The 24,308-nt window shown below is 70.0% G+C and carries 15 protein-coding genes; 9 read left to right on the top strand and 6 right to left on the bottom strand.

Going from position 1 to position 24,308, the window contains the following annotated elements; genetic code table 11:
* Positions 1 to 2: 2 nt before the first annotated feature.
* Positions 3 to 737, bottom strand: a complete 735-nt coding sequence (locus WMF36_RS21855; RefSeq protein WP_437581563.1) for a TetR/AcrR family transcriptional regulator — start codon at positions 735 to 737, stop codon at positions 3 to 5.
* Between the two features lie 144 nt (positions 738 to 881).
* Here WMF36_RS21855 and WMF36_RS21860 point away from each other — a divergent pair, with 144 nt between their 5' ends.
* From WMF36_RS21860 to WMF36_RS21880, 5 genes are all read left to right on the top strand, one after another.
* Complete coding sequence (locus WMF36_RS21860) at positions 882 to 1,205, top strand: ArsR/SmtB family transcription factor (protein WP_437581564.1); 324 nt, start codon at positions 882 to 884, stop codon at positions 1,203 to 1,205.
* Between the two features lie 2 nt (positions 1,206 to 1,207).
* A complete protein-coding gene (locus WMF36_RS21865) occupies positions 1,208 to 1,687 on the top strand; it encodes an SRPBCC family protein (RefSeq protein WP_437581566.1) in 480 nt (159 codons plus the stop codon).
* A gap of 295 nt (positions 1,688 to 1,982) precedes the next feature.
* On the top strand, positions 1,983 to 2,933 hold the full coding sequence (locus WMF36_RS21870) for a PAS domain S-box protein (protein WP_437581567.1): 951 nt from the start codon (positions 1,983 to 1,985) through the stop codon (positions 2,931 to 2,933).
* A gap of 120 nt (positions 2,934 to 3,053) precedes the next feature.
* Positions 3,054 to 4,598 (top strand): NCS1 family nucleobase:cation symporter-1, encoded by a 1,545-nt coding sequence (locus WMF36_RS21875; RefSeq protein WP_437581568.1) that lies wholly within the window; start codon positions 3,054 to 3,056, stop codon positions 4,596 to 4,598.
* Positions 4,599 to 4,927: 329 nt separating this feature from the next.
* Positions 4,928 to 7,714: a hypothetical protein gene (locus tag WMF36_RS21880; RefSeq protein WP_437581569.1), complete on the top strand. Its 2,787-nt coding sequence runs from the start codon at positions 4,928 to 4,930 to the stop codon at positions 7,712 to 7,714.
* Positions 7,715 to 7,742: 28 nt separating this feature from the next.
* Here the strand turns inward: WMF36_RS21880 and WMF36_RS21885 are convergent, their stop codons facing one another.
* The 3 genes from WMF36_RS21885 to WMF36_RS21895 form a co-directional block, all read right to left on the bottom strand.
* On the bottom strand, positions 7,743 to 9,563 hold the full coding sequence (locus WMF36_RS21885) for a CotH kinase family protein (RefSeq protein ID WP_437581570.1): 1,821 nt from the start codon (positions 9,561 to 9,563) through the stop codon (positions 7,743 to 7,745).
* Between the two features lie 106 nt (positions 9,564 to 9,669).
* Complete coding sequence (locus tag WMF36_RS21890) at positions 9,670 to 10,041, bottom strand: Kazal-type serine protease inhibitor family protein (RefSeq protein ID WP_437581571.1); 372 nt, start codon at positions 10,039 to 10,041, stop codon at positions 9,670 to 9,672.
* 120 nt (positions 10,042 to 10,161) lie between these two features.
* Entirely contained in the window at positions 10,162 to 10,773 is a 612-nt protein-coding gene (locus tag WMF36_RS21895) for a TetR/AcrR family transcriptional regulator (RefSeq protein WP_437581572.1), read from the bottom strand.
* A 169-nt stretch (positions 10,774 to 10,942) separates the two neighbouring features.
* On the opposite strand from WMF36_RS21895, the gene WMF36_RS21900 reads away from it, so the two are divergent.
* The 3 genes from WMF36_RS21900 to WMF36_RS21910 all read left to right on the top strand — a co-directional run bounded on the left by WMF36_RS21900 (position 10,943) and on the right by WMF36_RS21910 (position 15,858).
* Entirely contained in the window at positions 10,943 to 13,471 is a 2,529-nt protein-coding gene (locus tag WMF36_RS21900) for a PEP/pyruvate-binding domain-containing protein (RefSeq protein WP_437581573.1), read from the top strand.
* A complete protein-coding gene (locus WMF36_RS21905) occupies positions 13,464 to 14,924 on the top strand; it encodes an MFS transporter (protein WP_437581574.1) in 1,461 nt (486 codons plus the stop codon). Before WMF36_RS21900 ends, WMF36_RS21905 begins: the two co-directional genes overlap by 8 nt.
* A gap of 82 nt (positions 14,925 to 15,006) precedes the next feature.
* On the top strand, positions 15,007 to 15,858 hold the full coding sequence (locus WMF36_RS21910; RefSeq protein WP_437581575.1) for a class I SAM-dependent methyltransferase: 852 nt from the start codon (positions 15,007 to 15,009) through the stop codon (positions 15,856 to 15,858).
* Positions 15,859 to 15,935: 77 nt separating this feature from the next.
* Here the strand turns inward: WMF36_RS21910 and WMF36_RS21915 are convergent, their stop codons facing one another.
* Positions 15,936 to 16,850, bottom strand: coding sequence for an SDR family oxidoreductase (locus WMF36_RS21915; protein ID WP_437581576.1), 915 nt, complete (start codon positions 16,848 to 16,850; stop codon positions 15,936 to 15,938).
* Between the two features lie 269 nt (positions 16,851 to 17,119).
* Here WMF36_RS21915 and WMF36_RS21920 point away from each other — a divergent pair, with 269 nt between their 5' ends.
* Positions 17,120 to 22,183, top strand: a complete 5,064-nt coding sequence (locus tag WMF36_RS21920) for a protein kinase domain-containing protein (protein WP_437581577.1) — start codon at positions 17,120 to 17,122, stop codon at positions 22,181 to 22,183.
* Here WMF36_RS21920 and WMF36_RS21925 read toward each other — a convergent pair.
* A complete protein-coding gene (locus WMF36_RS21925; RefSeq protein WP_437581578.1) occupies positions 22,167 to 23,801 on the bottom strand; it encodes a DUF1552 domain-containing protein in 1,635 nt (544 codons plus the stop codon). The genes WMF36_RS21920 and WMF36_RS21925 overlap by 17 nt on opposite strands.
* Positions 23,802 to 24,308 lie beyond the last annotated feature (507 nt).

Here is a 24,308-nt window from a genome sequence, read left to right on the forward strand (position 1 = left end):
GATCACTCCTCGGGGCTCTCCCGCGTTGAGGTGGTGTTGCCTTGTGAGAACTGCACGTAGTGAGCGCGTAGCTGCTCGAACCTGTCGATGATCCCGGGCGCGAGCGCGCGCAGGACGTCGAGGTCGGGGGGATCGGGGGGCTCGAAGGCCCTGCGCACCATGGCGGCGACCATCTCGGCCCTCTCCTCGATCGGCTGCCTCTCCTCGGCCGGCAGCAGCGGATCGAGCAGGTAGAAGCCGAGCACCGCCGCGTTGATCGCATAGAGCTGGGCGCCCAGATCCACGTCGGCGCGCAGCAGGCCGTGCGACCGCAGGAGCCCGCAGTACTCGCGTAGATACGCGAACTTGTGGCCCTGGAGCGGCCGCGCCGTGCTCTCGCTGACGAGGTTGCCGAGCACCTCAGTGTCACGGGTGAACAGCGCTTGCAGCAGCGGAAATTCCTCCAGCAAGAGGAGCCTCCTCCGCATCACGCGGTGAAGCAGGATCTCCGCCGGATCCTCGCGTATGGCCTCGGCGAACCTGTCGAACATCCTCAGGGCGTCGCGCGCGAGCACCGCGAGGAAGAGCGCCTCGCGCGTCTTCCAGTGCAGGTAGACCGTCCCCTTGCCGATGTTCGCCCGCTTGGCGACCTCGTCGATGGTGACGCGCTTGTACCCCCAGCGGAGCACCAGCTCCGCCGCTGCATCCAGGATCCGCTCGGCCCGCTGCCGCTGCTTCGAGAAATCTCCGTCGGCCACCCGCGCCCTCCGCCCGTCGAATCATGACCAATTTTCAAAATTGGTCAAACGTCATCGGGTCAGAAGCGACTGGCTGGCGATCCCAGGGCTCTCGCGCGTATATTCCTTGACAGGAATATACCTCATGGGGAATATTACTCATCGATGCTCCAGACGTTCGCGGCGCTCGCCGATCCGACCCGCCTGCGCATCGTCGAGTTGCTGCGCGCCGGGCCGCGGCCGGTCGGCGAGATCTGCGACCGCCTGCCTCTCCCGCAGCCCCAGGTGTCGAAGCACCTGCGCGTCCTCCGGGACGCCGGGCTCGTCGACGTCCGGCCGCGCGCGCAACAGCGCATCTACGGGCTGCGCGCGGCGCCGCTGCGCGAGCTCAGCGAGTGGCTCGAGCGCTTCCGGGACATCTGGGGCGCACGCTTCGAGCAGCTCGACGACTTGCTGGCCGAGATCCAGCGCAACGAAGAGAAGAGGTGAAGATGGACACAACGAATCTGGAAGTCAGATCCGATCGCGAGATCGTCATCACGCGCACGTTCGCTGCGCCGCGGCGCATCGTGTTCGACGCGATGACGAACCCAGAGTACGTGAAGCGCTGGTACGGCCTCAGAGTCCTCACGATGTCGGTCTGCGAGATCGACCTGCGCGTGGGCGGCCGATGGCGCTACGTCCTGCGCGCGCCCGACGGGAGCGACCACGGGTTCACGGGCGTGTACCGCGAGATCGTGCGACCGGAGCGGGTCGTGTGCACCGAGAACTACGAGCCGCTGGGGCCGGGCCACGAGATGCTCGCGAGGGCGACGTACGACGAGCACGACGGGAAGACGACGCTGACGAGCAGGATCGTCTACCAGTCCCAGGCCGATCGCGACGCGCACCTCCGGTCGGGCATGGAGGCCGGCATGCGCGAGACGTTCGAGCGCCTCGCCGAGATCCTCCCCGCGCTCTCGTCGAGTTGATGCGATACGGCGACCGCCTTTCCCCCGAGGCGTCCCCTCGTCCCCAGCCAGCCCATCTGCCTCGACGAAGGGCTCCCGACCGGCAGTGACACCGGCATCGCCTTCAACCACGACCCACCACGACGCTGCGCAACGGTGCGCTCAGGTGCGCCGACCGAGCGGCGTCGTGCGGGGCGATCGGAGCCGCTGTGCATAACGAGCCGGCGGCCGAAGTTCGCCCAGGACGGCTGCCCTTTTGGTAGGCTGGCGGAGAACGCGCCGCTGTCCGTCGGCGCTTCGAAGGGCCACGGGGATCATGAACGAGGGCGAAGCGAGAACTGGCACGACAGCAGAGGCGGAGCTGGAGAAGCTCCGCCGGCGCAATGCCGAGCTCGAGCGGGAGCTCGCCGAGAAGCGGCGAGTGGAGGTCGCCCTGCGGGAGAGCGAGGCCCGTTACCGGGGCATCGTCGAGGACCAGACCGAGCTCATTTGCCGCTTCCGGATGGACGGCACGCTGACCTTCGTCAACGACGTGTACTGCCGGTACTTCGACAAGACGCGGGAGGAGCTGGTCGGCCATCACTTCACGCCGCTCGTCCCTGACGAGGACCAGCGGCTCCTCGATCAGCAGTTCGCGAAGCTCGGCCCCGAGAACCCGATCGTCCATACCGAGCACCGGGTCGTGCGCCCCGACGGATCGATCCGCTGGATGCACTGGACCAACCGCGCCCCGCTCGGCGAAGGGGGGACGCACGCCGAGTTCCAGGCGATCGGCGTCGACGTCACCGATCGCCGGGAGGCGGAGGACGAGGTGAAGCGGCTCAACGCCGAGCTCGAGCTGCGCGTGGCGGAGAAGACGATGAGGCTCGAGCAGATGGTTCGCGAGCTATCGGCCCCGCTCATGCCGGTGGCGGATCAGGTCATCGCGATGCCGCTGATCGGCTTCCTCGACAGCGCCCGCGCCACGGCGGCGCTCGAGACCCTCCTCCACGGGGTCGTCGCGCACAACGCCACGACGGTGGTCCTGGACATCACCGGCGTGGGGGTCATCGACTCCCAGGTAGCCGAGGCGATGATCCGGCTGGCCAAGGCGGTGAGGCTCCTCGGCGCCCAGGTGGTGCTCACCGGCATCCAGCCGCGGATCGCGCAGACGCTGGTCGCGCAGGGCGTCGGTGTAGGCGACATCGTGACGCTTCGGACCCTGAAGGAGGGGATCGCGTTCGCCCTGCGGCGCGGCCCCGCCGATCGTCGACGGCCGTCCCGCTAGAGCCCCGGAGGGCGCCTCCAGGCGGCCCCGGAGCCCGAGCGTCGAGGAGGCTCGCGCGGCGCCCGGCGCTGCACGTCTCCTCTATCCGGTCTCCCGTCCTGGGTGGTATCTTCATCGGTTATGGCGCAAACGCACACGATCGCCCGCCCCGACGTGCACCCCGCTGCTCACGACGCAAGAGCCAGCGACGGCGTCCAGGGGACAGAAGGCGAGTTCGACTCCCGCTACATCAACGAAGACCTCGCCCCCGTGCGCCTGGATCAGCGCAAATGGCGGACGAAGGACATCGCCGCACTGTGGGTAGCCATGTGCGCCTGCACGCCCACGTACATGCTCGCCTCGGGCCTGATCGCTGAGGGCATGAGCTGGGCGCAGGCCGAGCTCACGATACTCCTCGGCAACATCATCGTGCTTCTGCCCATGATCCTCAACGCGCACGCGGGCACGAAGTACGGCATTCCATTTCCCGTCTACTGCCGGAGCGCCTTCGGCGTCCGAGGGGCCAACGTGCCGGCGGTGCTACGAGCCCTCGTGGCCTGCGGCTGGTTCGGGATCGGAACATGGCTCGGCGGGTGGGCCATCTACAAGATCGTCGCCGTCTTCATGCCCTCGATCGAGCAGATGCCGGTGACGCCGCTCGGCATCAACACCCCCCAGCTCGTCTGCTTCCTGCTGTTCTGGGGCATCAACCTCTGGATCATTCACCTGGGCATCGAGTCGATCCGGATCCTGCTCAACATCAAGGCGCCCCTGCTGATCGGCCTCGGCCTCTTGCTGCTCCTCTGGGCCTACAACCGCGCCGGCGGGTTCGGCCCCATGCTCGAGAAGCCGTCGGCCTTCGCGGCGGGGCAACCCAAGGAGGGCCAGCTCTGGAGCTTCTTCCTCCCTGCGCTGACCGGGATGGTCGGCTTCTGGTCTACCCTGGCGCTCAACATTCCCGACTTCACGCGCTACGCGCACTCCCAGCGCGATCAGGCCCTCGGGCAGGCCATCGGCCTGCCGCCCACCATGGCGTTCTTCTCGTTCATCGGCGTCGCCGTCACCTCCGCCACGGTCGTCATCTACGGCGAGACCCTCTGGGACCCGGTCGTCCTTATCGCCCGCTTCGAGAGCCCCATCGTCTTGATCGTCTCGCTCGCGGCGCTCAGCATCGCCAACCTGGCGACCAACATCGCCGCGAACGTGGTGAGCCCGGCCAACGACTTCTCGAACCTCTGGCCGTCGCGGATCTCCTTCCGTACCGGCGGCCTCATCACCGGCGTCATCGGGGTCCTGATGCAGCCCTGGCGGCTCGTCAGCGATCCCACGGGGTACATCTTCACCTGGCTCGTCGGCTACTCGGCGCTGCTCGGCCCCGTCGGCGCGATCCTGATCGCAGAGTATTACGTGATCCGGAGGACCCAGCTCGATCTCGTCCAGCTCTACAGGCGGGAGGGGCCCTACTGGTACACGCACGGGTGGAACCCCATCGCGATCGTCGCCCTCGTCGCCGGGATCCTGCCCAACTTGCCTGGCTTCCTCGGCACCATCCACGTCGTGACGGTCCCCGGCGCATGGATGGAGTTCTACCATTACGCGTGGTTCTCGGGCTTTGCGATCTCGTTCGTGGTCTACGTCGCCCTCACGCTGATGCGCCGCCCGGCCAGGCGCGCCGCGGCTTCTTGATCCTCGCTGCCCGACCCGAGGCGCGAGATCTCATCATCCATTGAACCCGGCGGCGAAGGCCGCGCCCCCGGCGCGCGACGCGCACCGTCGAAGAAACGCGCGCTCCCTCACCACAGCGACAAGACGTCCTCCCGACTGCGTCGTTGCTGTGGGTCATAACCCTACCATCGAAGACCTATAGCGCCTTATGGAGCGCTCCTCCCACGAGGGGATCTCACCCTAGAAAAGTGTCTTACCAAACAACCTAATCATATTTTTACACTTCGCACTTGATCGGAGGATGCACATTTATGTCATCATTGAATGTTCCTTCAGCCTCCGAGGTGCCCATGATGAAGCTCGTTTTCCTGTCGCTCCCGGCGCTCGCCATCGCCGCCTGCGGCGACACCGGCACGTTGGTCGACGAAAGCCCGGTAGTCGACGGATCCCCGGCGCCGGCGAGCGCCCCGAGCGCGCTCACCGCCCCCCGGCCCTACACCCTCTTCGAGAGCGGCCAGGTCCGCCCTCTCGCCCTCTCGCCCGACGGATCGACGCTCTTCGCCGTCAACACGCCGGATAACCGGCTGGAGATCTTTACGGTCAGGCGGGGCAGCCTCGTGCACCGCGGCTCGGTCGCCGTCGGCCTCGAGCCCGTCGCGGTCGCGGCCCGCAGCGACGACGAGGTCTGGGTCGTCAACCACCTCTCCGACAGCGTGAGCGTCGTCGACGTCTCGAGGCCCAGGAAGGCCCGCGTGGTGCGCACCCTGCTCGTCGGCGACGAGCCTCGCGACATCGTCTTCGCCGGCGCCGGCAAGGGCCGCGCCTTCATCACCACCGCGCACCGCGGCCAGAACAGCCCCGTGGATCCGGCGCTCACGACGCCGGGCGTGGGCCGCGCCGACGTCTGGGTCTTCTCCGCGGCGAGCCCGAGCCCCGCGCCGCTGACCGTCATCACCCTCTTCAGCGACACGCCGCGCGCGCTCGCCGCCACGCCCGACGGCGCGCGCGTCTACGCGGCGGCCTTCCACTCCGGCAACCGCACCACGGTGGTGGAGACCAACCTGGTCAACCTGGGCCACGGCCTGCCCCCGCCGACGACCAACGCCGCCAGCGCCGCGCAGCCGTCAGCGCCCCTCATCGTCAAATTCGACGGCCAGCACTGGGTGGACGAGCTGAATCGAACCTGGGACGACAAGGTGAACTTCGCGCTGCCCGACAAGGACGTGTTCGTCCTCGACGCCATGGCCGACCCGCCCGCGCCGGTCGCGGGCGCCGCGGGCGCCTTCCAGGGCGTCGGCACGGTCCTCTACAACATGGCCGTCAACCCGGTGAGCGGGCGCGTCTACGTGGCCAACACCGAGGCGTTCAACGAGCAGCGCTTCGAGGGCGCCGGCGTCTTCGCCGGCCACAGCGTGCGCGGCCGCTTCAACCACAACCGCATCACGGTGCTCGATCCGGCGACGGGCGGCGTGGCTCCACGGCACCTGAACAAGCACATCGACTACAACACGTGCTGCGCCCCGATCCCGAGCGCCGAGAACGGGAAGAGCCTCGCGCTGCCCCAGGGCATGGCCGTCTCGGGGAACGGAAAGAAGCTCTACGTCGCCGCGCTCGGCTCGGACAAGATCGGCGTCTTCTCGACCGCGGCGCTCGAGGCCGACACCTTCGTGCCCAAGCTCTCCCACCAGATCCCGGTCTCCGGCGGCGGGCCGACCGGCGTGGTGCTGGACGAGGCGCGCAAGCAGCTCTACGTCCTCACGCGCTTCGACAACTCCATCGCGATCATCGACATCAAGGACCGGGCCGAGATCGCGCACGTGCCCATGTACAGCCCCGAGCCGGAGAGCGTGGTCAGCGGCCGGCGCTTCCTCTACGACGCCTCGTTCTCGTCGAGCCACGGTGACTCGGCCTGCGCGAGCTGCCATGTCGACGGCGACGTCGACAGCCTGGCGTGGGACCTCGGCGACCCCGACGCGGTCACCACGCCGATGCCAGGGCCCTTCGTGCTCGATCCAGCGCTCTTCGGCCAGCCCGCCGAGTTCGCCGCCCTCAAGGGGCCGATGACGACGCAGAGCCTGCGCGGGATGGCCAACCACGGTCCGATGCACTGGCGGGGAGACCGCACCGGCGGGAACGACGCGCCGAGCGCGCAGCCGGACAGCGGCACCTTCGACGAGGACGCCGCGTTCAAGAAGTTCAATGTCGCCTTCGTCGGCCTGCTCGGGCGGAGCGCGCCCATCTCCGGGGCGGACATGCAGGCGTTCACCGACTTCATCCTCCAGGTGATGTATCCGCCCAACCCCATTCGCCCGCTGGACAACACGCTCACCCCCGACCAGGCGGCGGGCAAGGCCTTCTTCACCGAGCCGGGCGGCGCGTGCAGCACGTGCCATGTGCTCGATCCCGCGGGCAACGCCGAGCATGGAGTTCCCTTCCCCGGCTTCTTCGGGACCGACGGGCGCTACACGTTCGACTTCATCTTCCAGAGCTTCAAGGTCGCCCAGCTGCGGAACGTCTATCAGAAGGTGGGCATGTTCGGCATGGTGCAGAACCCCCGCTTCAACAACCGAGACCACCAGTTCATGGGCGACCAGATCCGCGGGTTCGGCGTCGCCCACGACGGGGCGGTGGATACGGTCTTCCGCTTCGACGATCAGGCCGGCTTCAACGAGGCCCCCGGGGTCGCCGGCTTCCCTCCGGGCGAGCCAGGCGACGTGCTGCGCCGGCAGGTGACTTCGTTTCTGCACGCCTTCGACACAAACCTGGCGCCCATCGTGGGCCAGCAGGCGACGCTCGCCGGCGCCGGCGACACGGCGGCCGAGCAGCGCGTGGATCTCCTGATCGCGCGCGCCGGCGCGGGCGAGTGCGATCTCGTGGTGAAGCGCCGCGTGCGCAGGGAGGAGGTGGGCTTCCTCTACCAGGGCGACGGCACGTTCCGCAGGAACAGGGCGGCGAGCGCGGCGATCAGCGACGCGGCGCTGCGCCAGCGCGCGACCGCGGGGAGCCCGCTGACCTATACGTGCGCGCCGCCCGGCTCAGGGGTGCGGATGGCGATCGACCGTGACGGCGATGGAGCGCTCGACGGCGACGAGGAAGACGCGGAGACCGATCCGGCGGATCCGGCCAGCATGCCCTGAGGCTGAGCCCGGACCCGCCCCCGGCGCGTCACTGCGCGAGGTAGGCAGCCACGTCCGCCGGACGCTCCTTGGCGTGAGCGATCAGCGTGGCGAGGCCGTCGTCGAAGGCCTCGGGCGACGCGAGGTGCGTGTGCCCCCCGATCTCGCCCTCGGGCCCGACGACGTACGGCGCGATCAGCTCGTGCGCCGCCCTGAACCACGCCTCGGCCTTGGCCGGCTCGTACTCCTTCTCCGCGGCCTGCTTCACGTAGCCGCGGTAGGCCTCGAGGTAGACCGGATCGTCGAGCAGGAAGCGGATGAGCGGCCAGTTCTCGCTCACCTCGTCCATCGAGAGGGGCAGCGCCTTCAGCCCGACGTTCGCGCCCGCTGAGTCGGGGTCCGTCCACGCGAAGGTGTGGTCCCACGGGATCCACGCGAATTGCCCGTTCTTGTTCGGGTCCGAATACATGTAGTAGTTGTGCGGCAGGCGGCCGTACACGTCCCAGTCCTCGATCACCGCGTTCAGCGCCATCCAGTGCAGGAAGCCATCGACGTCGAGGCGCGCCTCGAGCCCGGCGCGCCAGGCGGCGGCGTCGGTCCGGTCGGCGTGCAGCGCGTCGAAGAGCGCCTGCGCGTCCGAGAAGTCGGCCTCGTCCTCGTTGTTCTCCTTGATGAGGGTGTCGGGATCCCACGTCTCCCACCGCGCGCCGGTGCCGTCAGGCTTGTAGAGATTGCCCTTGTGGCCGCCGAAATGGGTGTCGAGGAACGACTCGTCCGACGGGAGCTCGATCCCGGTGTACAGCCCGAAATAGACAGGCCCGTCCCCGTGATCGATGAAGACCCGGTAGAACGCGGTCGCGGGCGCGGGGATCCCCGCCTTGGCGAAGATGTCGGTGCCGAGCTTCTCGCGCAGGAGCGACGGGTCCAGGTAGCCGCTGGCGAACGACAGCGCGTCGAACCCGTAGAAGCGCTGATTCTTTGTCTCGGGGTAGTCGTCCTCGAATTTGTCGAAATTGAGGCGCAGCGGCAGCTTCCAGTTCCCCTGGTTCCAGGGCAGGAGCAGGCTCGAGTTGCCCTTGAAGCGGATGCCGACGTGCTGCCATTGCCGATCCTCGGTGGCGATGTCGCACTCGACGTAGGCCGGTGTGCGCGGGAGCAGCTCGACGCTGCTGATGAGCCCGGGATCGCCGCCCGCCCCGGCCGGCACGCAGGTCAGGCCGGCTTCGTGCTCCGTGCACGTCCCCTCGGTGTCGGTGCCGAAGAGCGAGATCGTGCAGGCGGCGTCCGTTGCGAGCCCGTCGCAGGCCGCGATCCAGTCCGGCGGCGGGGTGAATTCCCCGGGCTCTTGCGGCTTCGGCTGGCAGGTCAGGCCGCCGGGAAGCTCGGTGCACGACCCCTCGGTGTCGGTCCCGAAGAGCGAGATCGTGCAGTCATCGCCGGCCAGGAGCCCGTTGCAGGCGTCGATCCACTCCTGCGGCGGCTCGAATCCGCCTGGCCCGCCTTGCGAGCCGAACTCGCCGACCATGTCCGTCATGTCGGCGACCATCTCCTGCCACTTCTCGGGCGCGATGGTGATGTCGAGGCGGGGCACCCGGTCCTGCGGGAACGCGGCAGCGTAATCGGGCGGCTCCGTGGGGATGCCGCCCGCGTCGCCTCCTTCCCCTGTGCCCCCCGCGCCGGTGCCAGTCCCGCCCGCGCCTCCCCCACCCGTGCCGGCGCCCGTCCCGGCGCCCGTGCCGGCGCCCGTGCCGGCGCTCGTCCCGGCGCTCGTCCCGGTCGCACCGGGATCATCGTCTGCGCCGCAGCCCAGCAGGGGCGCCGTAGCCAACGCGGCGAAAGGCAATAGATAATGCAAGGTCCGTAAGTTCATCGATCGCTCCTCAGCTCGGCGGTCCGGGGCAATCTTATGTCAATGGCGCATCGATCGCGTGGCGAAATCCACACCGGAGGCCAGGTTCGCAGCGGCTTAGACGCAACTAGAGTGGATATTTCCACCTGGAATGAGGTGGAGGGTTCCACCGTGGTCGAAGTGGAATTTTCCACCCTGAAGGAGGGCGGCGCGGGCGCTCGCCGGGCGACGCGACCGGCACGCCCGCCGCGTTCGCGGCGCACGCGTTGCTGTACGTCTTGCCGTCGCAGCCGCAGACCGGCCTGTACTCCTTCGGATGAGACCTCGTCGAGGCCACTGCCGCGGTGCAACGGGCGCGTGGTCCCCTTAGCAGGAGCCGAGCGACGCGCGTTTCAGGGCCTGCGCGCGCTGCCGTGGTGTCCGGGCTGTCCGGATCGGGCAGAGCCCTGCTCAAGTGAGCGAGGGATTGTCCAACTTGCGCGGCAATGCGGGAGTCCATTCCGCCGTGAAGATCGACGTTCCGGGGATCGGCGCGACCGATTCGACGACTCCGGATCCCATGGATCCCTGGCGGCCGCGCCGCGCGGGACGCTGCAGGAGGCGCGCGGCGCGCCGCGCGTCACGGTCGCTCCGCCTCGGGCGCGAGCGCCGCGAGCGTCCGGTGAATCGCGTCGATCGCGAACGTGAGGTAGGCCCGGTTCTCGGCCCGGTCGAACCCCTGGTTCGAGAGGTGCTGGTGGAACGGCCGGAAGTGCAGCGCGCCGAGGAAGAGGTCGGCCGCGTGCTCCGGGGGGACGGGACGCAGGAGGCCGCGGGCGATCGCGCGCGAGAACCACGCGACCACCTCGCGCCGCGCGCGCACCGGAGGCAGGTCCTCGCGCCGGTCGGCCATGGACTCGACGTGCATGCCGGCCGAGCGGAGCACCGCGAGGCACGGCACGATGCGCTCGAGGTAGGCGGAGATCTCCTCGCCGAGCTCGAGGAGCTGGATCCGCGCGTCACGGTCGTCCGGGCCCGCCCGCGCGCGCGCCATCCACGGCGGCTCGAACGGCGGCAGCAGCGCGGCGCGCAGGAGCTGCTCCTTGGTGCCGAAGCGCTGGAACAGCACCCCGTGCGAGACGCCGAGCCGCTCGGCGATGAGCATCGTCGAGACGCCCGCGCCGTGCTCCAGAAAGCACGCGCGCGCCTCCTCGAGGATCTGCGCGTCGGTGATGTTGCGCGGCCTTGCCATTCATAAGTATCATGATACTTACTGCGTGACGTCGCAATGACTTCCAGGTGACAATCGACGCTGACGCTGACGCTGGTGGCTCGAGCGAGGCGCTGCCCGGAGGGCGGGCGAACGCCGGGGAGCTCGGGGCGCAGGCGAAGCAACCTTTCTTGGCCGAAGGAGACGCCTGATGCTTGTTCATCGCTTGAGCCAGCTGTCCCGAGCCGACCTCGCCACGGCGGGCGGCAAGGGTGCCAACCTCGGTGAGCTGCTCCGGCTCGGGCTGGCCGTGCCGCCCGGGTTCGTCGTGAGCGCTGGCGCGTATGCGGAGCAGGCGCGCGCATGGGGGCTCGCCGAGCGCCTCTCGGCGCACCTCGCCGCGAGCGGCTGGGACGCGGCCGCCTCGGAGGCCGCGGCGCTCTTCGAGCGGGGCGCGATGCTGCCCGGGATGGAGAGCGCGGTCCGAGACGCGTACCGCGAGCTCGGCGCGCCGTCGGTCGCCGTTCGCTCCTCGGCGACGGCGGAGGACCTCGCCGACGCGTCGTTCGCGGGCCAGCACGAGACGTACCTCGACGTGGCGGGCGAGGACGAGCTGCTCCTCGCGCTGCGGCGGTGCTGGGCGTCGCTCTGGAGCCCGAGGGCCCTCGGCTACCGGGCGGCGCGCGGCATCGATCACCTGGGGGTCCACATCGCCGTGGTGGTGCAGCGCATGGTGCCGGCCGAGTTCGCCGGCGTCCTGTTCACCGTCGATCCGGTGGCCCAGCGCGCCGACCGCATGCTCCTGGAGGTCGCCCCGGGCCTCGGCGAGGCCGTTGTGTCAGGGCACACGACCGGCGATGTGTACCGCCTGCGGCGCGCGCCGTTCGCCGGAGCCGCGGCGCCCGGCTCGGACAAGCCGAACGGGGCCGCGCGCCCCGGGACGGACGACCTCGCGATCGACGACCGCGACCGCCGGGAGGCCGGCCGCCCCGCGCCGAGCGACGCCCTGGTGCTCGAGCTGGGCCGCATCGGGCTCCGCCTCGAGGCCCACTTCGGCTGCCCGCAAGACGTGGAGTTCGCCTTCGTCGGGGGCTCCATTCACCTCCTCCAGTCGCGCCCGATCACCACGCTCGGCACGGCCGAGATCGAGCCCCTCCCCCCGCCCCCGCAGCTCAACCGCATGCAGCGGAGGATGCTCGAGGCCAACGACAACGACCGGTTTCCCATCGCCCCCAGGCCGCTCGATCAATGGGGCTTCCGGGTGACGCTCCCCGCGCTCGTGCGCATGGTGCGCTTCCTGGGGGTCGACGTGGACGAGGCCGAGGAGCGCGCGTGGGTCGACCAGGTGTGGCGCCCGGTCTTCGTCCCTCCGCAGATGCGACCCACCCTCCGCTTGCTCCGGCTGCCGCAGAAGGTCGCGGCCAGCCTGCGCTACGACGCGATGGCGTGGTGGGAGAGCGACGGGTTCAAGCGGCTCCAGGAGGCCTGCGCGCCGGTCGATCTCCGCGCGCTGGACGACGCCGCGCTCCTCCGCCGCGCCGACCGGATCGGGGAGACCACGACCGCGGTCCTGGGCGAGCGGTTCGAGAGGAGCGCCAGCCAGCTGGCCGCGATCGCCCTCCGCGTTCCGGTCACCCTCGCCGTGGGACCGAAGCGGGCAGCGGCCGCCATGAGCGACCTCGTCGCGGGCCTGCACACCCGGACGTCCGACGTCAACCTGGCGCTCTTCCACCTCGCGCGCCGGGCGGCGAGCGCCGGGCCGGAGCTCGCCGGCGCGATCCGGGAGGGGCGCCCGGAGGCCCTCCGCGAATCGGAGGCCGGCCGGGCTTACCTGGCCGAGGTCGAGGCGTTCGTGGACGAGCACGGACACCGGGAGACCACGGGGCTCTACCTGTCGGCGCCGACGTGGCGCCAGGATCCCGCGCCCCTGTGGGGGCTGCTGCGCGGCCTGCTCGACGCCACAAAGCCGCCGTCCGAGGAGGCCGGGCTCGCGCGCTACCGGGCGACGCTCGAGGAGGTCACCCGCGGGATCCGCTTCGTACCGGGTCTGCCCGACGCGTTCCGCCGCACCCTCGATCAGCTGCGGAGCGCGATCGTCTTCCGGGAGCGCACGCACTTCGATCTTGTGCGCTCGTACTCCGCGCTCCAGGCGATCGTGGCCGAGATCGCGCGTCGCCTCGGCGAGCGCGGGCGCCTGCCGAGCCCTGACGACGTCTTCTACCTGACGGAAGCCGAGGTCCGGGGGTGGCTCCAGGGGGAGGCGCCGCCGCTCGACGAGGTGAAGCGGCTCGTTCGACGGCGGCGCGCGACGTACGGAGTGGTCAACGCGAGGTGGCAGAAGAGCGCGCTCGGGGCGGGCGCGGGGCGCGCCTCGGGCGACGAGCTCCGCGGCATCGGGGCGTCGTCCGGGGTGGTCCGCGGCAAGGCGCGCCTCGTGCGGGACGAGCGCGAGTTCGGGCGGCTGAAGGCGGGGGAGATCCTTGTCTGCCGCTACACGAACCCCGCGTGGACGCCGCTCTTCACGCTGGCCGCGGGCGTCGTGACGGACGCCGGCGGCGCCGTCTCCCACGCGGCCATCGTCGCGCGCGAGTACGGGATCCCGGCGGTGCTGGGGGCCGCCGGGGCGACCGAGCGCATCAAGGACGGCCAGGAGATCCTCGTGAACGGGACGGAGGGCCGGGTGACGCTCCTGCGCCAGGGCGACCGTCAGGGTGACGCGGGCGAGCTCGCCCGTGGCTGAGCCTTCGGCCGAGCTTCCGTCGCGCCTGCCGGTGTCCGTGCCCGAGACGCCGTCGCATCCGCCGGTGTCCGTGCCCGAGCCGCCGTCGCGCCTGCCGGTGCGGCTCCTCGCCGCCATCGCCCTCTCGACGGCGCTCGCGCCGCTCAACTCGACGATGGTCGCCGTGGCGCTGCCGGAGATGTCGCGCACGCTTCGCGTCGACTCCGGCACGCTCCGGCAGGCGCTCGTGACGAGCTACCTGCTCACGAACATCGTCCTGCAGAGCCCCGGCGGGAAGCTCGGCGATCGCCTCGGCCACCGGCGCGCGCTCGGGCTGGGCCAGCTCCTCCTGGCGGTCGGGGCCGCGCTCGCCTACCTCTGGCCGGTCCTCCCGGTGCTCGCCGTGTCGCGCGTCGTGATGGCCGCGGGCGGCGCGATCGTGGTCCCGAGCGCGACGGCCATGCTCCGCACGGAGCTGCCGCCCGAGGTGCGCGGGCGCGCCTTCGGCGCCTTCGGGGCGGTGATGGGGCTGTCGGCGGGCACCGGACCGACGATCGGGGCGCTGCTCGTGGGGACCTTCGGGTGGACCTCGATCTTCCTCGCGAACGTCCCGGTGCTGCTCCTCTCCGCCGCGCTCGCGCACGTCGGCGCGCCGCCGCGTCCCGCGGCCGTGACGCCCGCCGCGCCGCGCCCGCGGTTCGACGTCGTGGGCTCGGTGCTGCTGGGTGCGTCGCTCATCGGGCTCGCCCTCGGCCTCGAGTCCGCCCACCTCCGCTGGGCCGCGGTGCTCGGCGCGCTGGGCTTCGTGCCCTTCGTGCTCTGGGAGCGGCGCGCCGCGGACCCCGTCATCGACTTCTCGCTGTTCAGGCGGCGCGCGTTCGTCGGCGGCAGCCTGCTCATCGCGCTCCAGAACTTCGCCATGTACGCGACGATCTTCGAGCTGCCGCAGGTGGCGGGGCGGCTGTTCCACGTCGGGCCGCGCGACGTCGGCACGACGCTGCTGGCCATGATGGGGACGATGGTGGTCGTCTCGCCCCTCGCGGGGCGCGGCTCGGATCGCTTCGGGGCGCGCGCGGTGGCGCTCACCGGCTGCTCGCTCGCCCTGGCCGGCATGGTCCTGCTCGCCGTGCGGCCGCTGGGCGCGCTCACGGACGCGATCCCCGCGCTCGCGATGCTCGGCGCCGGCCTCGGCCTGACGTCCGCGCCGTCGCAGGCCGCGGCGATGAGCGACGTCCCGCGGGAGAAGAGCGGAATGGCCGCAGGCCTGACCTCGACGATGCGCTACATGGGGGGCATCGGCGGCCTCACCGTGCTCGGCCTCGTCCTCACCGACCGCCCGGCGGGCGACGTGGTGATGCGCGAGCACACGATGGCCACGTCCATCTTCGGCGCGGCGCTGCTCCTGTCGCTCGGCTGCGCCTTCCTCCTTCCCGGCCGCGCCGCCGCGCCGGCGCCAGCGGTGGGATCACGATAGAGCGGCTTCACGAGGAGAGGTGCGAGCCGCAGGCGGCCGGCCCCCTGGGACCGGCGCGCCTGGTTCGTGGTAGGGAGCGCGGATGAGCCGCCGCCCTCGCCTCGCCGCCTCCTGCGCCGTCCTCACCGCCCTCCTCAGCAGCTGCGGCGCCACGCCTGACGCTGCCGCGCCGGGCAGCGGCGGACGGCGCGAGGCCGCGAGCGGCGCGCAGGCCGCCCACGCGGACCATGCCCCTTCGCCCGGTCAGCAAGGCGCGGGTCACGCCGGCCACGGCGCTGGGCACGGCCACGGCGCTGGGCACGGCCACCCCGCGGCGCACGCGCACGGCGCCGCGCCGCTCGTGCACCGCTTCGAGCGGGCCGACGAATGGGTGGCCGCCTTCGACGGCCCCGAGCGCGACGCCTGGCAGAAGCCGGCGGAGGTCGTCGCCGCCATGCAGATCGCCCCGGGCATGCGGGTCGCGGATCTCGGGGCCGGCACGGGCTACTTCCTGCCGCACCTCTCCCGCGCGGCCGGGCCGGCCGGCGCGGTCATCGGCCTCGACATCGAGCGGGACATGGTCCGCTACATGACGGAGCGCGCGGCCCGCGAGCGCCTCGCCAACGTCACCGCGCGCGAGGTCCGCACCGACGATCCCGGGCTCGAACCCGGCTCGGTCGACCGCATCCTCGTGGTCAACACCTGGCATCACATCCCCGATCGCCCCGCCTACACGGCGAAGCTGAAGGCCGCGCTCCGCCCGGACGGCGCGGTGGTCGTCGTCGACTTCACCGAGGCCGCGCGCCGCGGCCCCCCGAAGGATCACCGCATCACCGCCGAGGCGGTCGCCGCCGAGCTCCGCGCCGGGGGCCTCTCGCCCCAGGTCGTCGCGGAGGAGCTGCCCGAGCAGTACATCGTCGTGGGCAGGCGCGCCGGCGCGGGCGAGGCGCGCTGACGCGGGCGAGGCGCGCTGACGCGGGGGCGGAGCGGCCGGGTGCGCCCCGCTCAGGACAGGGCTCGCCGAGGCGCCGGCTATCGATAGCCGGTGACGTCGGCGGGCTTGCCGGCGTCCTGGACCTCCACGAGGTACCGCCACGCGTCGGGCTGGCTGCCGTCCACGTCGGTGAAGCCATAGACCCGCGCGAGCTGGCCGCTCGACAGCGACTGCCCGGACCACCGGGCCACCTCCGGGTCGGCCGCGAGCGCCGCCACCGCCCGGCCGACGTAAGCGGGGGTCTCCGAGATCGCGAAGTGGGGCTGCTTCGCGAGCGCGTCGCGCCAGCGCTCCTCGGTGACCCCGTAATGACCCATCATGATCTCCGAGCGCAGCCAGCCGGGCGTCAGCGCGACGGCCGTGCCGCCGTGGGCCCGCAGCTCCTCGGCCTGGGCGAACGCCATGCGGAGGACCGCGGTCTTGGCGAGGTCGTAGAAGAACGAGACGCGGTAGTGCCCTGCATTGTAGTCGGCCGTGCCGTCCGTGATCTCGACGACCAGCCCGCCCGGCCTCTTGATGAGCAGCGGAAGGGCATGGTGGCTCGTGAGGATGTGGGTATCGATGGCCAGCCGCAGCAGCCGCATCCCGCTGTCCAGCGAGTGCTCCCATAGCGGCTTGTTCCACTCGAACAGGTGCTCGCCGCCCCACACGTCGTTGACCAGCACGTCGAGCCGGCCCTGCTCCCGCTCGATGCGCGCCACGAGCTCCCGGACCTGCTCGCGCTCCAGGTGATCCACCTGCACCGCGATCCCCTTGCCCCCCGCCCGGGTGACCCGCTCGGCGGTCTCCTCGATGGTCTCGGGTCGATCCATCTCCGAGCGCTGCGCGCGCGTGGTGCGGCCCGTGGCGTACACCGTCGCGCCCGCCGCCCCCAGCTCGACCGCGATCCCCCTGCCCGCGCCGCGCGTCGCGCCCGCGACGAGCGCCACCTTGCCGTGAAGTGCTCCGTTCATGCTCCCTCGTCTCCTTTGCTAGCCAGGACGCGCGCGACGGTCGCACGGAAATCCTGACACCTCCTGTCAGGTATTCCGGGACCGCCGCGATGTTCGGCGAGGGGGGCGGAGGTCGTGCTGGCGCGTCGCACTCGACAGCAGATGGCACGCGCGTCCAGTCGCCACGACGACACCTGCCCATCGATGCGACGTTTATCCACCACGTGGCACCTCAAGCGATCACGCGGTGCCGCTTGATGCAGCGCGGAGAAGCGCTCTACAAGTAAATTATGATCAGTATCCCCGGGTACACTCTCACCGGTCTCATCCACGAATCCGCCGCGTCGACCGTGTACCGAGGAGTTCGAAACGACGACCGCGCCCCCGTCGCGGTCAAGCGCCTCAGGAACGAGCGCCCGGCGCCGGCCGAGCTCGCGAGGCTTCGCTACGAGTACGCCATCGCCAAGGAGCTCGCGCTGCCCGGCGTCGTGAAGGTCCTGGGCGTCGTGAAGGCAGGGGCGAGCCTTTCGCTCATCATGGAAGATGCCGGAGCCTGCTCGCTCCATGCGCTCATCGGCGCGCGCTCCCTGACCCTCCAGGACACGCTCCGGATCGCGATCTCCGTCGCGGGCACGCTGGAATCCATCCATCGCGGCGGCGTCATTCACATGGACATCAAACCGCAGAACATCATGGTCGAGCCGTCCACGTGGAACGCCAAGATCATGGACTTCGGCAGCGCCACCCGCCTCTCGCAGGAGGCGCAGCGGTCGAAGAGCCCAGCCGCCTTCGAGGGCACCCTGGCGTACATGTCCCCGGAGCAGACCGGCCGGATGAACCGCGTGATCGACCTGCGCACGGATCTCTATTCCCTGGGGGTCACCCTGTACGAGATGGTGACAGGCAGGCTCCCCTTCCAGACGAAGGATCTCCTGGAGCTCGTGCACTGCCACATCGCCAGGCTCCCGCCGCCGCCGGCGCAGGTCTCGCCCGACGTACCGCGCCCCGTCTCCGACATCATCATGAAGCTCCTGGCGAAGAGCCCCGATGATCGGTTCCAGGGCGCCTACGGGCTCAGGATGGATCTCGTCGAGTGCCTCACGCAGCTCGAGGCGACGTCGAGGATCGAGCCGTTCGAGCTCGGGCGCCACGATTACGTGGACGCGCTCCGGATCCCGCAGAGGGTCTACGGCCGCGAGGCGGAGCTCGCCGTCCTCGAAGGCGCGTGGCGGCGCATCAGCCAGGGCGCGAGCGAGCTGCTCCTCGTGTCCGGCCACGCCGGCATCGGCAAGTCGCTCCTCGTCGGCGAGATCCAGAAATCCGTCGCGCAGGGCAAGGGAACCATCGTCGCCGGCAAGTTCGACCAGATCAACCGGACCGTCCCCTACGCGGCCGTGGCGCACGTCTTCCGGGAGCTCGTCCGCGCCCTCTTGACCGAGCCCGCAGAGGCGCTCGCGCTCTGGACGCAGAAGATCGCGACCGCCGTCGGGCAGAACGGCCAGCTCCTCATCGATCTCATCCCCGAGCTCGAGCTCATCCTCGGCCCACAGCCGGCTGTCACGCCGCTCGGCCCGACCGAGGCCCAGGCTCGCTTCCACCTCGCGTTCCAGAAATTCTGCGGCGCCATCCCCGCCCAGGAGCACCCCCTCGTCATCTTCCTCGATGACCTGCAATGGGCGGATCCGGCCTCGCTCAAGCTCCTCGAGCAGCTCCTGACCGCATCGGAGATCAAGCACCTGCTCGTGATCGGCGCGTACCGGCAGAACGAGGTCGACGAGAGCCACCTGTTCTCGATCACCCTGGCGGAGCTGCGCAAGGCCGGGGTGACCGTCGGGGAGATCGACCTCAAGCCGCTCGATCTCCCCGTCGTGACGCGCCTCCTCGCCGACGCCCTCTCCTGCGATCCCGCGCGGGCCGAGCCGCTCGCGCGTCATGTCATGACCAAGACCCACGGCAACCCGTTCTTCATGAACCAGTTCATGAGGGCGCTGCACGCCGAGAAGCTCGTCGCCTTCGACCCGGCCCTGCGCGAGTGGACGTGGGATCTGCCGCGCATCCAGCAGATGAAGGTCACGGAGAACGTCGTCGACTTCATGACGGGCAGGCTCCGGGAGCTCGACGAGCGCGCGCAGCGCATCCTCACGCTCGCCGCGTGCATCGGCTATCGCTTCGACCTGAAGACGCTCGCGATCGTGGACGGCAAGCCGCGCCGCGAGGTGGCAGGCGAGCTCTCGGCGGCGCTCCGCGAGGGTCTGGTCCTCGCCGTCGGCGCCGACTCCAGGTTCTTCGACGCGGCCCTCCACGGCGCGATGACCGGCGAGGCCGACGAGCCGGAGCTCTCGGTGGACGCCTCCTACCGGTTCTTGCACGACCGTGTGCAGCAAGCGGCCTACCGGCTCCTCGACGACCCCCGCAAGCAGGAGGTCCACCTCCAGATCGGGCGGCTCATGCTCGCGGAGGGCGACCCCGGAGACGCGGAGGGCAAAATCTTCGAGATCGCAACCCACATGAACCTCGGGTTGCCGCGGATCGGCGATCCGGGAGAGCGCGTCACGCTGGCGCGCCTGAACCTCGAGGCGGGCAGGAGGGCGAAGGCCGGCGCGGCGTACGAGGCGGCCGCGAGCTACTTCGAGGCCGGCACGACGACGCTCGGCCCGAGGCGCTGGGACGAGCAGCACGATCTCACCTTCGCGCTGACCACCGGGCTCGCGGAGTGCCTGTGCCTGACAGGCCAGTTCGACGCTGGCGAACGGCTGTTCGACGCCCTCCTCGAGCACGCGAGATCCCGGCTGGACAGCGCGCAGGTCCGCAACCTGCGCATGTCGTTCCACCTGATGCGCGGCAATCTCTCCGACGTCGTGCGGTGCGGCCTCGAGGCCCTCGCGCTGCTCGGGATCGACATCCCCACGGCGGCCGAGGAGCAACGCGCGCGGCTCGGCAGGGAGCTCGAGGCGATGCAGGCCCACCTCGCAGGCCGCCAGATCACCGATCTGCTGGGGCTGCCCACCGCCGCCGATCCAGAGAAGCAGATCCTCCTCCGCCTGCTTGCCGACATGACGCAGCCCGCCTCCGCGCTCGGGCTGCCGGTCCTCGGTCCGCTCACGCTCATCATGCAGATCAACCTCGCGATCGAGCACGGGAACTCGAGCTCGTCCGCGTACGCGTACGTGCTCTATGCGGTGCTCCTGATCGACGGCGTCTTCGAGCCGAGGACCGCGGAGGACCGGTACAAGGAGGCCTACCAGTTCGCCAAGGTCGGTATCGAGCTGAACGAGCGCGTCCCCAACCCGCGCATCGCGTGCATGCTCCTCACGACCTTCGCGTCCATCCTCCATTTCTTCGAGCCGCTCCGGGACACGATCAAGCTCCTGACCCGCTCCCGGCAGGCCGGCCTGGAGTCCGGGGATCTGGCGTATTCGTCGTATTGCTGCATTCACATGGTCTCGGCGAGCCTGGGGCTCGGCGACGATCTCGGCTCGGTGGCCGAGGAGATCGAGCAGGATCTCGCGCTCATGCGGAGGACGAACGACAAGCTCACGACGCTCATCCTCACGTGCGCGAGGCAGGTCGCCGCGAACCTCACGGGGGGCACCGCCGGGGCGCACACCCTGAGCGACGGCGCCTTCGACGAGGCCGCCTTCGCCGGTGCCATCTCGGTCCCGGAGCTCACCTACGTGGCCGCCTGGTACCACACGCAGAAGATCCAGCTGGCCTATCTCTACGGCGACCACGGCGCCGTGCGCTCGCTCATGGCCACCGTGGAGAAGATGACCGCCGGTTGCGTGAACAACTTCTGGGCGACCGAGCTCGTCTTCTATTCGTGCCTGAGCCTCGCCGCCTCGTGCGACGGGGCGCCGGCCCCCGAGAAGGAGCGGCTCGTGGCGACGATCTCGACGGAGCGGGAGAAGCTCGCCCGCTGGGCCGAGCTCTGCCCCCAGAACTACGCGCACAAGCACCTCCTCGTCGCGGCGGAGATCGCGCGCGTCTCGGGCGACGACAGGCACGCCGCGGCGCTGCTCTACGACCGGGCGATCGAGGCCGCCGAGGAGGCCGGGTTCACGCGCGACCAGGCGATAGCGAGCGAGCTCGCCGCGAAGTTCTACCGCGGAAGCGGCTTCACCCGGTGCGCTCGCGCCTACATGACCGACGCCCACCACGGCTACATGCAGTGGGGAGCGACCGCGAAGGCGGACCGCCTGGCGGCCGAGGCGCCGCACCTCGTGCAGCGGATCGAGCTCGCGTCGGCGCCGCCCGGCGTGCTGGAGCTCGCCCGGACCACGGTCCAGACCACCTCGACGACGAGGCTCAGCACCGGCGTGCTCGACGTCGAGGCGGTCATCCGGGCCGCTCAGGCCATCGCCGGCGAGGTCGTCCTCGACAGCGTGGTCCACCGGCTGCTCGATATCGCGATCCAGAACGCGGGCGCGAAGAAGGGGGTCCTCGTCCTGGAGCGCGATCAACAGCTGATGATCGAGGCGTCCATCACGGTGGATCCGAGCACGGTGAAGGTGGGTCAGCTCGTCCCCGTCGAGGGCAGCGCCGAGGTCCCGTCCTCGATCGTGCAGTACGTCGCGAGGACGAGGCTGCCGGTGGTCCTCGCGGACGCGAGCCAGGAGCCTCGCTTCGCCGCGGACGCCTACGTCGCCGCGCACGACCCGAGATCGATCCTCTGCCTGGCGATGGTGCACCAGGGTCGCACGACCGGCGTTCTTTACCTGGAGAACAGCACGGCGACCAACGTGTTCACGCCGGCCCGGCTGGAGCTGTCGAAGCTCCTCCTGGCGCAGGCGGCGACCGCGGTGGAGAACGCCGTGCTCTACGCGCACCTGCACAGGCGCACGGAGGCGCTGCACCGCGCCGAGGAGCAGCTCCGGGTCGAGTTCTCGCAGCGGGAGCGGAGCGAGCAGGCCCGCGTGGAGCTCCAGGAGGAGATCATCCGCGTGCAGAACGCCCGTCTCGCGGAGCTCTCCACGCCCATCATCCCGCTCTCCGACCGGATCATGGTCATGCCGCTCATCGGGATGATGGACAGCCAGCGGGCGCAGCAGGTCCTGAGCACGGCGCTCAAGGGGGTCGAATCGACCGGCGCCGAGGTCGTGATCATCGATATCACCGGCGTGAAGACGGTCGACACCGACGTCGCGAGCACGCTGATCAACACCGCCGTCGCCCTCCGGCTGCTCGGGGCGCAGGCGGTGATCACGGGCATCCGCCCCGACGTCGCGCAGACGCTCACCTGCCTGCAGATCGATTTCGGCACGGTGGTCACGCAGGGGACGCTCCAGAGCGGCATCGCCTACGCCCTGCAGCGGGTGGGGAGGCCCGGCGCGAGACCGCTCAGGAGCTCGCCTTGAGCGCGGCGAACTCGCCTGGATCGTGGATGGTGGGGGGATTGATCCCGCCACCGATGAAGTCTTCCGTCCGGTCGTACATGCCGAAGTGGGTCACCGGCTCCGAACCGCCCGGTGCCGGGAAACCATCCGTGCCTGCCCTGACGCCGAGGGCGTTCATCAAGTTGCAGTAGTACTTGTTGATCGGCGCGTTGGCGAGCGACGGATCGGTTCCCGTGGATTGGGTGGTCGCGTCGACCTCGCTCGGAGCGCCGTCGGCACACACGATCTCGCTGTTGCCGGTCGTGAGATCGGGCGAGCCGTCCTCGACGTTCACGGCCCAGCCGGTCTTGAAATAGCCGCCGGCGCTGCCGACCTGGACGATCGGCAGGTTGTTGAGGTTGCGGGCGCAGCCGTCCGACGCGTCCTGGAACCAGACGGCCGCGCTGTTGTCGAGGAGCGTCCCGTCGCCCTCGTCGATACGGTTCAGCTGCTCGACGAGGTGGGCGAACTTCCTCGCATAGTAGTCGTCGATCTTGAGGAGCATGTCGATCACACCCGTGACGCAGGTGCCCTGCATGCCCGCATTGCCCACGCGATACGAGAGACTTGCGCTCTCCATCGTCAGGCCGAGCCCCCGAAAATTGAAGTTCCCGGGGTACTTCAGGACGATGATGGGGCTCGCGTTGCACGCCGCCGCGAGCACGGCGAGGTTCGAATAGAGGTCCGCTCCGTCCAGACTGTCCGAGATTCGCCGCGTCAGCACGTCGTCGACGCTCGTGGTCGTGCCCGCCAGGGCGGCGTTCTCTTGCGTCGCACCGAGCGCCGTTGCGAGAGACGTGTTGCACTGCGCAGAAGCGACGGTTTTCACGGTCTCGTCGAGAATCGCTTTCCAGGCCTCCAGCTTGTTCTTGTCCGCCTGGCTCATGTCGAAGCGCGTGAGCGTGTCGAGATCGTCCCGCACGAGGTCGATGATGCTCTTGCCGCGGATGGCCTGGTACGTGTCCGGAGACGGGAGGGGGTCCGTAAACAAGCCCGTGAGCTTGGCCAGGATCTCCGCCGGCGCGCCCAGACCCGAATACAGGGTCTCGGGCGCCGAGTACGAAATTGCCGACGAAGCGCCGTCGCGGTTGTTTCCCACGCGCATGAACAGGGGCTCGCCGTCCGGGCTGAGCTGCCGTGCGATGACGTGGTCCAGCGAGGGACCGGTCGGTTTGGCGTTGTACTTCGTCGCCTGGTCGAAGCTGAACGGATCGTTGCTATTGGGAGTGACCGGGTGGCAAGTGAAGTACGACGCGTTCACCTGCAAGTGGCGATCGTTCCCCTGCCCCCGATCCATCTTCGGCGTCCACTCGTTCATCGCGCGGATGCCTCGGGGCAGGAGGAGCTTGTCGACGTAAGGCGTCAAGTGCTTGAGCGTCGTCGACTCGAGGTCCGCGGCGGTGAGCGCGCCGTGCGACTTCTTCGGGAAGAACCGCGTCGTGATGCAGCCATAGTGCGTGTACATCACGATCAGCCGCCTCGGTGGCGTGGCCGGCTGCGCCTTCACGGTGCGGTCGGTGATCGAGCTGAGGAACGGCGCTGCGACGCAAGCTCCGCCCAGCCCTCGGAGGAAGATTCTTCGATTCACGCGCTTTGCCATGGTCGTATTATCCCACCCTCGATGGACTTGAATGCCCGGCTGCCACTCCGAACGCCCTCTGAATGCCCACGTCTACCACGTCTCCATCATCCCTGCATGCCCGCAGGCCCGTTGACGACTCTCGCTCGGCCAATCGCGTTCGTCGGGCGGAAAGATGCCCCGCCGATCACCACGCGAAGCGGCAGCTCGGCACATCGCGGCAGTCCTCGAGAGCCATCTCGGAACAGGGCGTCGGGGTGCCCTCGCAAAACTGCGCGGGCAAACAATTGAGCTTAGAGCGCCTCTCAAAACCTCCCGTCGCCAGGCAGCCGAGCGCGGGTGCAGCGCCAGGCGCAGTGAGGAGCCTTACTGAAATGGTGCGACGAGGAGCAACGACGCGATGCGTCCGACCGCGGCTGCCTGGTGACGGGAGGTTTTGAGAGGCGCTCTTGGGCACCTGAGACCGGTTTGTGAACGCACACGGCACGAGCGTCAATCGACGTGTACAGCATGGCTGTACGCGAGGAT

Source organism: Sorangium sp. So ce887 (assembly GCF_051521455.1).
Taxonomy (GTDB): Bacteria; Myxococcota_A; Polyangia; order Polyangiales; family Polyangiaceae; genus Sorangium.